The sequence below is a fragment of the Streptomyces sp. JLYT201 genome (assembly GCF_059448825.1).
The window spans coordinates 9,522,713-9,536,475 of record NZ_CM182551.1 but is presented as its reverse complement, the minus strand read 5'-3'; the positions used below and the strand labels follow the sequence as shown (position 1 = coordinate 9,536,475).

Below are 13,763 nucleotides of genomic sequence, written 5' to 3'. Positions count from 1 at the left end.
GGCCCCGGCACGTCGGCGAACGTACCCGGGCCCGTCTCATGCCGCGGACCGGGAAGCGACCGCGCGCCTACGCAGCTCCGGGGTGACGAGGGAGGGCGGGGTCCAAGCACCTTCCGGCGAGTGAACGTCGGTCCCGGGCGGCAGCTGCTCTCTGGTGCGCGGGCCGATGATGACCAAGGTGACGGCGGGGCGGGCCAGCGGAAGGCCGTCGCGAGCTCCGGCAGGGCGCACCCCAGGTCCTCGGCCACGGCGACGAGTTCTCCGACGACGTCGGGCTTCGTGGCGGCCAGCGTGGCCGCCGGGTCGAAGCGGCCCCGGTGCAGGGCGGGGCGGCCGGTGCTCAGGTCGACCGCCCGGCCCCAGCGGTAGCGGCCGGTCAGGAACCCCCGAGGCCCCGTGCACCTCAGTGGCGAGGACGACGACGTCGCCCCTCCCCTTCAGCGCCTTGCCGAGGACCGTCTCCGACTCCCCCGCCGAGCACATGTGGGCGGTGTCGGCGAAGGTGATCCCCTCGTCGAGGGCCTAGTGGACGATCCGTCCGCAGTCGTCGTGATCGGCGTTGCCGACGGAACCGAACGTCATGGTGCCCAGACAGTAGGGCTGAATGAGTACGGCGTGCCGCGACCAGTCCCCCCGGGCAGGTCGAGCACTCCGTCGCGGCGGCCACCACCCCGGCGGCACGGCTCGGCCTCGCGCTCGTGGCGGTCCACGCCACTCGGGTCGCCCGGCTGGCCCCCCATGCTCGACGACGTCGGCCGCGGCAACCGCCGACTGCCCCTCACCGAACACGCCCGCCCGCTCGGTGCTGGCGCGGCAGGTGTCGGAGGCCCGTACGGTGGCCGAGCGGCGGGGTTACACCAGGCGGTGGCGCGGGCCGCGCGCCGGGCGGATCCGACGCTGACGCCGGCGCTGGCGGGGATGCAGGTGGTGCCGCGGTGGCGGCGGGTTCTCGACGCGGCGCTCTACTCGGCCGGGTCCTCGTCGCTGTGCCGGACGGCTTTCTTCACGGTCTGCTCCACCTCATGCCGGGGCTGTCCGGTCTCCTTGGCGTACGCCGTGACGGCCGCCTGGAACGTGACCGAGGCGTCGTACCAGCGGCGCCACTGCGCAGCGCGCTCCTCGCCGTCGAGGCCCGCGAGTTTGGCGCGCTCTTCTTCGGCGGAACGTTCCAGCACGATCAGGTCATCGGAGATATCTGCCACGAACGACGATATTAAGCCGCCCTGAACACGCCACTGCGCACGCGCGCGGAAACCTCGCCCGGACTCACCAACCGGTGCCCAGCCCGACGCCAGAGCGGCCCACACCCGCCATCAAGCCGCGGACCGCACCTCCGACGGCCGCGGCAGTGCCGCTACCGTCACAGCCTCCCCTGCCGCACGCTCCGTACGGCCCGCCGCAGGGCCGCCGCATGCGAGGCGTCGGCCTGACGGCGGCGCTCAATGCGAGCCTGCTCCATCGGGGCCGACTGGCCGACGGTCGCCGCCCCCGCCCAGGGAACGCCCACAGGCTCAGCGCCCACATCGCCTACGTCTGCCGCTGGACCGCTGCCGCGATCGCCGGGTCTCCCCGGCCTGGACGCACGGCGGCCTGGTGCGCGGCGAGCGCCCGGTGGAAGCCCGGCGACCCCATCTCGCGGGCCTTCACCGGCACCTGCGGAGCGTCCGGTGCCGCGGCCGGGACCTCCGGCGCCGTCCGGGACGCAGGCGCGGCACCGACGGGCAGGACCGGCGCGGCGCGCCCTACGTCGGTGCCGAGCCTCTCATCGGCCGCGGCGACGATGCGGGTACCGACCACGCGCAGCTGGGTGGCGCAGGCCGGGGAGTGTGGGCGCTCCTGTGACGACGGCCGCCATCGCCCCGCAGCTGCCCGGCCACCACCGTCGCCTACGAGGCCCGCCCCCCTGACCGACGCGCCCGCCGAGGGCACCGCGCACAGGAGTGGCCCTTGAGGGCGCGCCTCACCTCCCAGCCGACGCCGCCTCAACGGGGTTTTGCGGGGCGAGGCGGTGCACTCGCGGGACGGGGCGGGCGCTCACCGGAGGTCACTGTTCCCCTGCGCCTGCGACAGAAGTCCGCGCCTCAGCCTTGGAGAAAAACTGTCACGGCCACAGTAGACATTGGCCCGCTGCAGGGCTACAGTTTTTGCTGTACTCAGGAAGTCGTTGAGGGCGCGGCAGACATGAACTGCCGCGCATGCACGTCGAGCAGGACGCAGTCCTCAGGGGCTGCGAGCAGTACCCGCAGTATCCAGCAGTGCATCCGAGTAACCGACAGTAAGGAGCAGGACGCCATCAGGATCGCCCGGGCGAGGAAGACATCCGCCCGGGTACCGCAGGCCCCGGATTGGAAGGTGGTCCCCGGTCACGCATCCGCGATCCCCGCAGCCCCCCGCTCCCAGGCGGAACCTGCGGACAAAGTAGACCGGCGCAGCTCGCCGGTAGATGGTGTTGAAAGCTCGGGGCCCGGGTGCCGTACGGCACCCGGGCCCCCCGACGCGTCCCCTGAAAGAAGAGGTCTATGCCCCCTGACAGCTCCCGCCCCGTCGACAATCTCGACGACGACGACTACCCCGCCTACACCATGGGCCGGGCCGCCGCGATACTCGGCACCACTCCCGCCTTCCTCCGCGCCCTCGGCGAACACCGCCTGATCACCCCGCTGCGCTCCGAAGGCGGCCACCGCCGCTACTCCCGCTACCAGCTGCGCATCGCTGCCCGTGCCCGCGAGCTCGTCGACCAGGGCACCCCCATCGAGGCCGCCTGCCGCATCATCATCCTCGAAGACCAACTCGAAGAAGCCCAGCGCATCAACGAGCAACTGCGCGCCCAGGGCCGCACGTCGGCGAAGCCCGCCTGACTGACGACACGCGGTCTCACCTGCCGGCACAACAGCCTGTCCATCGCCCACACGGGCTGGCGCAAGCCGCCATAACCTGATGGTCGCGAACGGCACGGGCCCGTCCGGGCCAGATCACGAGACCTCAGGGACGAGCTCCCGCTCCTGGTCGACGACTGCTGCGTCGACGACACTGCGAGGACACCGCCAGCACCGCAGGCATGCGCGGGCCGTCCTCGGCCTCTGATCCACCTGCGCCACCTGGCTCGGACAGACCAGCCGTGTCCCCGAGCTGCTGCGCACCCGGCCGTCACCTGTCGGCGGTGAGTGACCACGCTCCCGGCGGCAGCAGCTGGGAGAGCGCGGCGGCGGCAAGGGGCGACACGCGCCGGACGGAACTTCCGTTCCTGCACGGCTGATCGCCTCCTGACCCTGGTGACGGTCCCTCCGGAATTTGCGGATCACAGGGCGCGGGGAGTCGCACCTAGCGGTGGAGGCCAGCATGCAGCCCCGATGCCGGAGTGAACCAGGCGGCGGGTACGTCGACGTCGGAGGCAATGCGCGCGGGCGGTCCGGTGTTCGAGGGCGCCGCAGCGGTGTCGTGAGTGGGCAGGCCGAGACCCGTCAGGAGCAGCACGGTCGGCGTCGCTCGCGTGCCCCGTCGTCCGGATGACCCGAGCGGTGCGGTGTCGCAGGCCCGGTCGCTGAGGGCTTGCGGCTCGCTTGACGCTTCGCTCGCGTTCCGTGCCAGTCGGACACAACCCCCGGCTGCGAGTCTCCCCGTGAGATCCGGCAACCACTCGTCGAGGCCGCGTCCCTCCCCGTGCACCTCCAGGGGCGGCGACACGCGCAGACGCCGGTGTGCCGATGGCCATCCGCGAAGGAGCTTGCCTCATGTCCACATCCTCGCCAGCACCGATTCCCGGCTCGGACCGGACGGCGCGATGGGTCCGTGCCGACCGTGACCGGCTCATCCACCCCAACCTCCCGAGCGGTCTCACGGAGCGCACCGTGATGGTCGAGGGGCAGGGGTGCTACGTACGCGACAGCTCGGGCAGGCGGTACCTGGACGCCGCGGCGGTGCTCGGCATGATGCAGGTGGGGCACGGGCGGAGTGAGATCGTCAAGGCCGCCGCCGCCCAGCTGGGCACCCTGGAGTGCTTCCACCTCTGGGAGTCCATGAGCAACGACAAGGCGATCGAGCTGGCCGTACGGCTGGGTGACCTCGCCCCCACCGGTCTGGACCGCGTTTTCTTCACCAGCGGCGGGGCGGAGGGCAATGAGATCGCCTTGCGCATGGCGCGGTTCTTCCACCACCGCAGGGGAGAGCCCGAGCGGACGTGGATCCTGTCGCGCAAGACGGCCTACCACGGCATCGCCTACGGCGCCGGAAGCGTCTCGGGGCTGCCCGTGTACCACGAGGGCTTCGGCCCCTCGCTGCCGCACGTGCACCACCTGACGGCCCCCGACCCGTACCAGGGCGTCGGGTACGAGGGCGAGGACACCACCGAGTTCTGCCTGCGTGAACTGCGGGAAACCATCGAACGGATCGGGCCGGACCGGATCGCGGCCATGATCGGCGAGCCGGTCATGAGCGTCGGCGGCGCGGTCGTCCCCCCACCGGACTACTGGCCCCGGGTCGCCGAGCTGCTGGACGCGCACGGCATCCTGCTGATCTTCGACGAGGTGGTCACGGCGTACGGGCGGACCGGGCACTGGTTCGCCGCCGAGCACTTCGGGGTGCGGCCGGACCTGCTGGTGACGGCGAAGGGCCTCACCTCCGGCTATGTCCCGCACGGCGCGGTGCTCGTCACCGAGGAGGTGGCGTCCGCGGTGACCGCGGCCAACGGATTCCCGATCGGTTTCACGTACACCGGACATCCCACCGCCTGTGCGGTCGCGCTCGCCAACCTGGACCTCATCGAACGCGAGAAGCTCCTCGACAACGCGACGACGATGGGGAGCCACCTGGCCGACAGGCTCGCCGCGTTGTCCGAGCTGCCTGTCGTCGGCGAGGTGCGCCAGATCGGTCTGATGCTGGGCATCGAGCTGGTCGCGGACAAGACGACACGGACGCAACTGCCCACCGGCACGGCCCCCGTGGCGCAGGCGCTGCGCGAGGACGCCGGCATCATCCTGCGTGGCAACCCGCGGTCCCTCCTGATCAACCCGCCCCTGGTGCTGAATCGGGCCGAGGCCGACGAACTGGCCGACGGACTCCACTCGGTCCTCGCCCGCGTCGCCCCCGACGGCCAGGTCCGGCCCTGAGGCCGTCGGCCCCCAGAGGCCCTTGGACCCCGCAGACGGCCGACCCGCCGTCCGCCCATCGCCCCCGGATCGGAGGAACACCCCATGACGCCCTTGGACCTCACCCCGGACGAACTGCTCACGACCACCCGCTCCGTACGCAAACGGCTCGACCTGACCCGGCCGGTCCCGCTGGAACTCGTCGAGGACTGTGTCCGTGTCGCCCTTCAGGCCCCGACGGGCAGCAACCGGCAGAGCTGGCACTGGATGGTCGTGACGGACGCACGGCAGCGGGCCTCGATCGGCGGCTACTACCGGCGTGCGGTGCGGGAGTACCTGCGGTCGGAGGGGACCTGCGCGTCGCTGTTCCCCGAGGACCCGGCACGCCACGCCGTGCAGCGGCGCGTGGGCGACAGCGTCGCCCATCTGGGCGAGCACATGGCCGAGGTGCCCGTCCACGTCATCCCCTGTCTCGACGCGAACGACGCTCCCGAGTACAACGAGGCAGGCAAGTGGGGTTCGATCATCCAAGCCGCGTGGAGCTACATGCTCGCCGCGCGGGCGCGTCGGCTCGGGACCGCCTGGACCACCCTGCACCTGATGTACGAGAAGGAGATCGCGGAGCTGCTCGGCCTGCCGGACGGCATCGTCCAGGCGGCGCTCATCCCGACGGCGTTCTCCCTCGGCACACGATTCAGGCCCGCCGCACGGCAGCCTCTCGAACGGGTGCTCCACGTGGACACCTGGTAGGCGGAGGAACCCACCCATGAGGCACGACGACGGATCACCCCTGCCGACTCGCACACTCGGTGGACTCACACTGCCCGCGCAGGGCCTCGGCTGCCTGAGCATGACCTCCTTCTACGCGTCGGCTGAACCCGCCGAGGCGATCGCCACCGTGCGGCACGCCCTCGACCGGGGCGTCACCTTGCTGGACACGGCGGACGTCCAGGGACTCGGCGAAGGCGAGCGGCTGCTCGGGAAGGCGGTCGCGGGCCGCCGGGACGGCGTGCTGATCTCCACCAAAGTCGGCCTGGAACGCGACCGTGACGGGAGGTTCCTCGGCGTACGGGGCGACCGGGCGTACATCCGGGAGCGCTGCCACGCCTCGCTGCGCCGCCTGGGCGTCGACCACCTCGACTTCTACGTCAAGCACTGGGCGGCTCCCGGCGAGCGGGTGGAGGAGGCGGTCGGCGCCCTGGCGGAGCTCGTCACGGAGGGCAAGGTGCGCCATCTGTGCCTCTCCGAGGTCTCCGCCGACACCATCCGCCGCGCCCACGCGGTGCACCCCGTCACCGCCGTCCAGAGTGAGTGGTCGCTGGGGAGCCGGGGCATCGAGGACCAGGTGCTGCCCGTCTGCCGGGAACTGGGCATCGGCGTCATCGCGTCGTGCCCGCTGGGGCGCGGGCTGCTGACCGGACGGATCGCCTCGGCCGCCGACCTCGGCCCGTCGGCGGACTTCCGGCATGCGCTGCCCCGCTTCGAGCCTCTCAACCTCGCACGCAACCAAGCGGCCGTGGACGCGCTGAGGCCCCTGGCCGCGAGCCGTGACCTGTCCGTCGCCCAGCTCGCCCTGGCCTGGCTCCACCACCAGGGCGACGACGTCGTGCCCATCCCGGGCACCAGTCGCCGCGACCACCTGGCGGAGAACCTGGGCGCCGTCTTCGTCGAACTGACCGCCGAGGAGCTGCGGACCGTGGAGACCGCGGTGTCGGCCGCAGGCGTCCACGGCGAGCGGTACCCGCCCTTCCTGATGCGGCTCGTCGACAACTGAGCCGTCTCCCCGGCACGAGCGGAGGAACGAGAACGTGAGATTCCTGCAACTCGACCACGAGGTCTGCGAAGAGCTCCTGCCCGGCCTCGCCGACCGCCTCGCCGATGTGCCGTTCGACGAGCTGGAGTCCCCGGCGAGCCCGGCCATCGCGTTGTTCAAGGAGTACGGCGGCACCAACCTCCTGGTCCCCCGCGACTACGGCGGGATCGGCGCCTCCGCGCTCGACGCCGTCAGGGTGATCCGCGCACTGGCGTCGCTCGCCCCGTCGCTGGCGGTGGCCACCGCGATGCACCACTTCTCGGTCGGCATGCTGTTCTCCGTCGGCCCGCTCTACGAGAGCGGCACCAGCATCCACACGTCCGTGCTCGACGTGGTCGCGAAGAACCGGTCGCTCATCGCGTCGGGCTACGCGGAGGGGCGCTCCGGGCACGGCATCCTCACCCCCACCGTCGAGGCCCGCGAGACAGCCGGCGGCTACCTCGTCAGCGGCTCCAAGAAACCGTGCAGCCTCTCGCGTTCGATGGACCTCCTCACGGCGAGCGTCGCGCTGCCCGCGCCCGACGGCGACACCGGGATGGGTCTCCTGGTACTCCCCTCCGATACGCCGGGCATCTCCGTGCACGAGTTCTGGTCGACGTTCCCGCTGGCCGGAGCGGAGAGCCACGAGGTACGCCTCACCGATGTGTTCGCCCGGGCGGAGCACGTCCTGCGGGCCCCGGCGAACGCCGCCGAGAAGCTCGACGAGCTCAACGAGGCCGGTGTGATCTGGTTCCAGATGATCGTGGCCGCCTCGTACACCGGCGTGGCCAGCGCGCTCGTCGATCTCGTCCTGCGCGACCGGCGCGGATCGGCCGGGGAGCGCGCCCGGCTGTGTCTGCTCATCGAATCCGCGGCGTCCCTGGTGGAGGGGGTGGCCCGCCGGATCATGGACGGTGACCTCGGCAACGACTGTGCCGCCGCCTCCCTGTTCACCCGCTTCTCCGTGCAGGACATCATCACCCGGGCTGTCTCCCAGGCGGTCGAGATGCTGGGCGGGATGGCCTTCATCACCTCGCCGAGGATCGCTTGCCTGGCCTCCGCCGCGCAGGCCGTCGTCTTCCACCCCCCGTCGCGGATGAGCATGAGCGAGGCGGTCGTCGACTACTACACGGGCAAGCCGCTGCTGTTCTCGTAGTGAGTCCGACAACGCCGTCACGGCCGTAGCCCGGCCCGACGCGCGAGTGTGGGGGCGCTGGCACCGGCGCCCCCACACTCGCGCGTCGGATCAGCGGCGCGGCACGAAGTCCACCACGTCACCGGCTCGTTCCCCGCCCGACAGCTGCCCGTTGCGCGCGGTGCGGATGTAGACCCGGTGCAGCCACCGGTCCTTGCCGTCCCAGCGCGGCACGAAGGGGGTACGGGCGTGTGTCGTACGGAAGTTGTCCACGACGAGCAGGTCGCCCGGGACCAGGTACACGGCCTCGCGGACCTCGTCGAGGGCCTTGGAGAGGACGGTGACGGCCTCGATGTCGGCGGCGTCCCGGGGGGCGAGCAACTCGCGGTCGTACCCGAGGAACGGGTCCCGCGGGTCGCCGTAGAGCGGCTTGACGTTCGCCAGGGCGCCGGGATCGTCGGCGCCCCCGCGGAAGGCGACGTCCACACAGCAGGGCAGCGGCCGGTCGAAGAGGCGGTCGCGCACGGCGTCCGGCAGCAAGGGAAGCGCCTTGCGGATCGAGCCGACGAGAGTGGCCGCCGTGCGCTCGTGGTCCGCCCGGGAGCACGCGAGCAGCACGTAGTTCGGCTGGCGCACGTGGTAGGCCATCTCGGTGTGGAACTCGAGCAGGGTCTCGGAGGTCTCGGAGGAGAGGTAGTGCGCGCCCGGTGACGGGTAGACGTCGTGGTACACGGTGGCGGAGCGCAGTTCCCGGTAGCCGGTGTGCAGGCCGAGGCGGCGTCCGACGATCGCGAGCATGGCCTCCTGGTTCAGGAGCGGCCGGTCCACGGGCGCGGGCGTGCTGTCGGGGGTGCGCGGCAGGGCGTCGTCCTCCTCCACCGGCAGACCCCGCAGCAGGAGGTATCCGTTCCGGTTTCCGTCGGCTCGGAAGTCGTCGAGCGTCCCCGCCAGCGGTGCGGGGAGCGCGTCGGCGGCCGTGCGCGCCGCGGCGAGGAACCCGTGGAGGTCCCTGCGGGGAACCCGGGGCAGCCGCGCGGCCAGCTCCAGCAGGCGCGCGGAGTACGGGGAACAGTCGAGTTCGGTCATGGGGAGGTCCTCTCTCGGGTGTGTGCGCGGGCGTACTGGAAGAGCAGCTCGGCGCCGATCTCGGAGGCGAGGAGGGAGGTGATGCCGCCGTGGTCGTAGGGCGGCGAGACCTCCATCACGTCGAAGCCCACCGGCCGCAGCGCGCCGATGTGGCGCAGGAGGGCGAGCACCTCGCGCGAGGTGGGGCCGCCCGGGGCCGGGGTGCCGGTGCCCGGGGCGAACGCCGGATCCACGACGTCGACGTCCACCGACACGTAGACGGGTGCGTCGTCGAGGAGGGAGCGGACCAGCCGCCCGGCGTCCTCGGGTCCCAGGGCGCAGAACTCGTCGGAGGTGACGATCCGGACGCCGTGCCCGCGGGCGTAGTCGAGCGAGTCGGGCCGCGGGTTGTGGCCCCTGATGCCGATCTGCACCGTGCGCAGCGGATCGACGAGCTTCTCCTCGATGGCGTGCCGGAAGGGCGTGCCGTGGTGGTACTCGCCGCCGTAGACGGCCGGGTTGGTGTCGGAGTGGGCGTCCAGGTGCAGGACGGCGACCGGCCCGTGCCGGGCCGCGACGGCACGCAGCGCGGCAAGCGTCAGCGAGTGGTCGCCGCCGAGCATGAGGAAGGCGGCGTTGCCGGCGAGCAGGCCGCTCAGCCTCTCCTGGGCGGTGGCCATGGCGATGTGCATGTTGAACGGGGTCAGGTCGATGTCACCGGCGTCGACGCAGTCGATGAGGTCGAAGGTGCCTGGCCCCCGGTCGATGCCGACGCCGTGGATGAGCCCGGACTCGCCGCGTACGGCGCGCGGGCCGAAGCGCGCGCCCGGCCGGTAGCTGGTGCCGCCGTCATAAGGGGCGCCGATCACCACGACGTCCTTGCCGTACGGTGCCGGGTCGTGCGGCAGGCGCATGAACGTGGGGATCTGCGCGTAGCGCGGCGAGACGGTGGTGTCGATGCGGTCCACGGTGCGGTCCCTTCCTTCCTGAGCGACGTGCTGGTCGGTCGCGGGGCGGTTCGTGGTGGTGCCGCGATCGAAAGCGGTGCTGCGGTCGAAGGTGGTGCTGTGACTGGAGGTGGTGCTGCGATCGCGTGCGCGGTCACCGCGGGACCGGGCGGGCGCCGCCGCGCGGCTCCCGGTCGGCGACGAGGCGGGCGATCGCGTCGACGGCCACCTCGTCCGGGTGCCGTCCGCCGACGACGACCTGGTCGAAGATCTCCCTGACGACCAGCCGTTTGGCCTGGCGCACACGGTCCCGCGGGACACCGGCGTCCTGGAGGAGCCGGGTGAACGACGACGTGGTGCCCGACCCCTCGTGCACGCCGAGCTTGGGGCGGACGAGGACCTCGTGCGGCAGGACGCCGCTCATGGCGGCGCGCAATACCCACTTGTCCCGCCCGTGGCGGTGCTTGAGCCCGGCCTCCACCGACACGAGGAGGTCGAGGACGTCGCGGTCCCAGTAGGGGTGGGTCGACCAGTGGCCGGCCACCGCGGAGAGGGTCGGTGTCATCTCGTTCAGACCGTCGAAGGTGTTCATGTCGCGGCAGAGCGCCTCCTCCAGGTGGGGGAGCCGACCCTCCCGGTGCATACCGCCGAGCGGGATGTCGGCCCCGTACCCGGTGAGCACGCGCCGACCGGCGGCGCCGTCGGCTCCCGTGCCGCCGAGTCGCAGGTACAGCGCGGTCAGCGGCAGCAGGTACTCGACGACGTCCGGGTCGAGGCACTCCGCCGCCCAGACCGCGTACGGCAGTTGCCGCAGCAGCTCCGGGGTCGGGATGGTGATCTCCTGGTGCGCGGAGCCGATGTGCCGGGCGACGACGCGTGCCTGCGGGAACTCGTCGGCCTCGTCGGTGCCCATGGAGACCGTGTCGATGGGTCCCGGCGCCCGACGGGCGGCCAGCGCCGCGACCGAAGAGGAGTCGATGCCGCCCGAGAGCACCACCAGGGGCGTGCCCGCACCCGTGCGAGCCGCCACCGCGCGCTCCAGCGTGCGGCGGACGGCGCCGGCCGCTTCGTCCTCCGGCAGGACCCGGCGGGCCGACGGCGGCGCCCAGGTGCGGTGGGTGACGCACTTCCCGGTGGCCACCTCGATGTCCAGGGCCGTGCCGGCCGGGACCTGGTGGATGCCGAGCCGCCCGCGCACCGGTCGGGCCGGGACGGGCCGCCCCCGAGGGGCGGTCCGCAGCGCCTTCGCCTCCGTCGCCGCCAGGACCCGGCCGGGGGCGACGGAGACGTACAGGGGCACCGACCCGGCGTGGTCCGTGGCGAGCACGGCGCGCCGGGAGTCCGTGAGCAGCGCGGCGAACCGCCCGTTGAGGAGCCGGAAGACGTGGGCGTCGTAGACGTCGAAGAGGGCCAGGACCAGGGCGGCGTCGCCGTCCGGCAGCGCGCGGCCGGGCAGAAGGCCGAGCAGTTCGGCCTGGTGGTACAGCTCTCCCGCGAACACCAGGGTCCTGTCCTGGTGGCGGGCGCACGCCTGGTCGGGTGCCCCGGAGTGCAGGAGGACGGCGTGCAGCGCGCGGTCGGCCGTCCGCTCGTGCCACCGGGCCCGGGAGCCGCGGGAGGCGAAGTCCGGTGCGAGGGGGCCGCCGCCGTCGAGACGGACCTCCGCCTGGAAACCGGTCGCGGCGGGAAGCGTCGCCTCCATGGCTCAGATGGTCAGGGCGGCGAAGCCGCCCGCCTGGAAGTCGTAGCTCACCGGTACCTCGACCAGGAACGGCCGGCCGAGGCCCGCGCCCTTGCGCAGCGCCGCGAGCAACTCCTCACGGGTGGTGGCCCGGACCGCCTCCACTCCGTTGGCGCGCGCGAGCGTGGTGAAGTCGACTCCTGTGAACCTCACCGCGGGCTCGTGGGAACGGTGGTGGCCGATGTTCTGGTACAGCTCGATCAGGCCGTTGGCGTCGTTGTTGACGACGACGGTGACGATGGGCAGGTTGAGCCGGGCGATGGTCTCCAGGTCGGCGCTGTTGGAGTGGAAGCCGCCGTCACCGGCGATGAGGAAGGTCGGCTGTCCGGGCCGGGCGAGCTGCGCGCCGATCGCCGCCGGGATGCCGTAGCCGAAGCTGGAACAGCCCGCGGAGGTGAGGAAGCCGTAGGGCTGGTCGGCGCGGGCGAAGAGCACGCCGTAGTGGCGGAAGAACCCGATGTCGGAGACGATGGTGCCTTCCCCAGCCTCGGCGGTCTCCGCCATGACGGTGTTCATGGAGTCCATCACCTGGTGCACGCGCAGGCCGTCGTCGTACCGGCGGGGATCGGCGAGGAACTCCGCAATGCGCTCCCGCAGCGGCGAGACGTCGTGCGGGGTCTTCGCGGCGAGTCCGGCGGTGCGCTGGTCGAGGAGCTCCACGAACTCCCGTACGTCGGTGACGACGTCGAGGTCCGGGCGGTAGACCCGCGGCACGGGGTTGGCCGTGGGCGAGACCCTGACCGTGGTCTTGTCCGTCCCGCGCTGCCACATCGAGGGGCGCAGGTCCTCGGCGTAGTCGTAGCCCAGGGTGAGGATGAGGTCCGCGGGGCCGAAGAGGGTGTCCAGGGCGGGGAAGTCCAGGATGCCGTCCATGTAGCCGGTGACCGCGCCATAGTCCAGCTCGTGCCCGTGCGGCAGCACGCCCTTGGCGGTGTACGTGGTGATGACCGGCGTCCTCAGCCGCTCGGCGAGGGCGCGGACGGCGGGCACGGCCCCGGACCGGATCGCGGCAGCGCCGACGACCAGGACGGGGTGGCGCGCCGACCCGATCAGTTCGGCCGCCCGCAGCGCGCTGGCCCGCCAGCCGTCCTCGACCGCGCCGACCGGCTTGGCCAGGACCCTGGCCCCGGGGTGCGGCCGTGCGGTGTCGACCTCGCTGCCGAGCAGGTCGACGGGCAGGGAGATGAAGCTGGGCCCGACCGGTTCGGTCATCGCCGCGCTCACCGCCGAGTCCACCAGGTCGGTGATGTCGTCGGGGCGTCGGAGCTCCACGCAGTACTTGGTCATCGGGCCCATGACGGAGACCGAGTCGAGGCACTGGTGCGTGTCGTTGGGGAAGAGGTCGTGGGACTCGGACTGGGCGGCGAGCGCGAGGACCGGCGACCGGTCGAGGACGGAAGTGGCGACCCCCGTGGCCAGGTTGGTCATGCCGGGGCCCAGCGTGGCCCAGCACGCCTGGGGCCGGCCGGTGATGCGGGCCAGTACGTCGGCCGCGACGCCGGCGGTGAACTCGTGCCGGGTCAGCACGAAGTCGATGCCGTCCGCCTCGTCGAAGAGGATCGACGCGGCCTCGCGGCCGACCACCCCGAACACGGTGCGTACGCCGTGGTCGTGGAGCCGTCGCAGCAGGGCGTGAGCTGTGGTCCGGGCGGTGCGGGGGCCGGTGGACACACGGGACATGGCGGTTCCTCTCCGTCGATGCGGATGGCGGCTGCGCCGGTCGTGATCCCGGCACGGGAGTGGCGGGAGCCGAGGGGCTCTTCGGCGGCCACTGGGCCACTGTGTCGACTGCGGCTTGCAGGGGGGTGGACGGTTCCCTTGCACCGCTCCCGCACGTGCCCGGAGTGCCCCGGGAACCGGTGTGTCCGGCGTGCCATGGTGCGGGCGGGCCGCACACGTCACCCGTCGCCGCGCGACCCGGTGGCGGACGCCGGGACCGCCGGGTCAGACAACCGGAACCCGGTAGTCGGTCAGGGTCAGGCACAAGGCGCCCAGGTCC

The 13,763-nt window shown here is 72.4% G+C and carries 11 protein-coding genes and 1 pseudogene; 5 read left to right on the top strand and 7 right to left on the bottom strand.

Going from position 1 to position 13,763, the window contains the following annotated elements:
• Window positions 1-36 precede the first annotated feature (36 nt).
• The 3 genes and pseudogenes from AC5WAM_RS40025 to AC5WAM_RS40015 all read right to left on the bottom strand — a co-directional run bounded on the left by AC5WAM_RS40025 (window position 37) and on the right by AC5WAM_RS40015 (window position 1,797).
• Window positions 37-582 (bottom strand): annotated as a pseudogene (locus tag AC5WAM_RS40025) (aldo/keto reductase).
• A 380-nt stretch (window positions 583-962) separates the two neighbouring features.
• Window positions 963-1,202 carry a hypothetical protein gene (locus tag AC5WAM_RS40020; protein ID WP_366793378.1) on the bottom strand — a complete coding sequence of 80 codons (240 nt, stop codon included), beginning with the start codon at window positions 1,200-1,202 and terminating at the stop codon, window positions 963-965.
• A 325-nt stretch (window positions 1,203-1,527) separates the two neighbouring features.
• Window positions 1,528-1,797 carry a hypothetical protein gene (locus AC5WAM_RS40015; protein WP_495520683.1) on the bottom strand — a complete coding sequence of 90 codons (270 nt, stop codon included), beginning with the start codon at window positions 1,795-1,797 and terminating at the stop codon, window positions 1,528-1,530.
• Between the two features lie 722 nt (window positions 1,798-2,519).
• Between AC5WAM_RS40015 and AC5WAM_RS40010 the strand changes: the two genes are divergently transcribed.
• The 5 genes from AC5WAM_RS40010 to AC5WAM_RS39990 all read left to right on the top strand — a co-directional run bounded on the left by AC5WAM_RS40010 (window position 2,520) and on the right by AC5WAM_RS39990 (window position 8,032).
• Complete coding sequence (locus AC5WAM_RS40010; protein WP_495520682.1) at window positions 2,520-2,858, top strand: MerR family transcriptional regulator; 339 nt, start codon at window positions 2,520-2,522, stop codon at window positions 2,856-2,858.
• An 873-nt stretch (window positions 2,859-3,731) separates the two neighbouring features.
• Complete coding sequence (locus AC5WAM_RS40005) at window positions 3,732-5,105, top strand: aminotransferase family protein (RefSeq protein WP_495520681.1); 1,374 nt, start codon at window positions 3,732-3,734, stop codon at window positions 5,103-5,105.
• Window positions 5,106-5,189: 84 nt separating this feature from the next.
• Window positions 5,190-5,834 (top strand): nitroreductase family protein, encoded by a 645-nt coding sequence (locus AC5WAM_RS40000; RefSeq protein WP_495520680.1) that lies wholly within the window; start codon window positions 5,190-5,192, stop codon window positions 5,832-5,834.
• Between the two features lie 16 nt (window positions 5,835-5,850).
• Window positions 5,851-6,858 carry an aldo/keto reductase gene (locus tag AC5WAM_RS39995; RefSeq protein WP_495520679.1) on the top strand — a complete coding sequence of 336 codons (1,008 nt, stop codon included), beginning with the start codon at window positions 5,851-5,853 and terminating at the stop codon, window positions 6,856-6,858.
• Window positions 6,859-6,892: 34 nt separating this feature from the next.
• A complete protein-coding gene (locus AC5WAM_RS39990) occupies window positions 6,893-8,032 on the top strand; it encodes an acyl-CoA dehydrogenase family protein (protein ID WP_366796307.1) in 1,140 nt (379 codons plus the stop codon).
• Window positions 8,033-8,122: 90 nt separating this feature from the next.
• Here AC5WAM_RS39990 and cs1 read toward each other — a convergent pair whose 3' ends face one another.
• The 4 genes from cs1 to AC5WAM_RS39970 form a co-directional block, all read right to left on the bottom strand.
• Entirely contained in the window at window positions 8,123-9,097 is a 975-nt protein-coding gene (gene cs1 / locus AC5WAM_RS39985) for a clavaminate synthase Cs1 (RefSeq protein WP_495520678.1), read from the bottom strand.
• Window positions 9,094-10,044, bottom strand: coding sequence for an agmatinase (speB, locus tag AC5WAM_RS39980; RefSeq protein ID WP_495520677.1), 951 nt, complete (start codon window positions 10,042-10,044; stop codon window positions 9,094-9,096). Before speB ends, cs1 begins: the two co-directional genes overlap by 4 nt.
• Before the next feature lie 133 nt (window positions 10,045-10,177).
• Entirely contained in the window at window positions 10,178-11,725 is a 1,548-nt protein-coding gene (locus AC5WAM_RS39975) for an asparagine synthase-related protein (protein ID WP_495520676.1), read from the bottom strand.
• 3 nt (window positions 11,726-11,728) lie between these two features.
• A complete protein-coding gene (locus AC5WAM_RS39970) occupies window positions 11,729-13,444 on the bottom strand; it encodes a thiamine pyrophosphate-binding protein (RefSeq protein WP_366795650.1) in 1,716 nt (571 codons plus the stop codon).
• Between the last annotated feature and the right edge of the window lie 319 nt (window positions 13,445-13,763).

What these genes read in the sequence shown, in the direction of transcription:
- AC5WAM_RS40005 (WP_495520681.1), top strand. Translation starts at nt 3,732, where the DNA reads ATGTCCACATCCTCGCCAGCACCGATTCCCGGCTCGGACCGGACGGCG.
- cs1 (WP_495520678.1), bottom strand. Translation starts at nt 9,097, where the DNA reads ATGACCGAACTCGACTGTTCCCCGTACTCCGCGCGCCTGCTGGAGCTG.
- AC5WAM_RS39995 (WP_495520679.1), top strand. Translation starts at nt 5,851, where the DNA reads ATGAGGCACGACGACGGATCACCCCTGCCGACTCGCACACTCGGTGGA.
- AC5WAM_RS40010 (WP_495520682.1), top strand. Translation starts at nt 2,520, where the DNA reads ATGCCCCCTGACAGCTCCCGCCCCGTCGACAATCTCGACGACGACGAC.
- AC5WAM_RS39975 (WP_495520676.1), bottom strand. Translation starts at nt 11,725, where the DNA reads ATGGAGGCGACGCTTCCCGCCGCGACCGGTTTCCAGGCGGAGGTCCGT.
- AC5WAM_RS39970 (WP_366795650.1), bottom strand. Translation starts at nt 13,444, where the DNA reads ATGTCCCGTGTGTCCACCGGCCCCCGCACCGCCCGGACCACAGCTCAC.
- AC5WAM_RS40000 (WP_495520680.1), top strand. Translation starts at nt 5,190, where the DNA reads ATGACGCCCTTGGACCTCACCCCGGACGAACTGCTCACGACCACCCGC.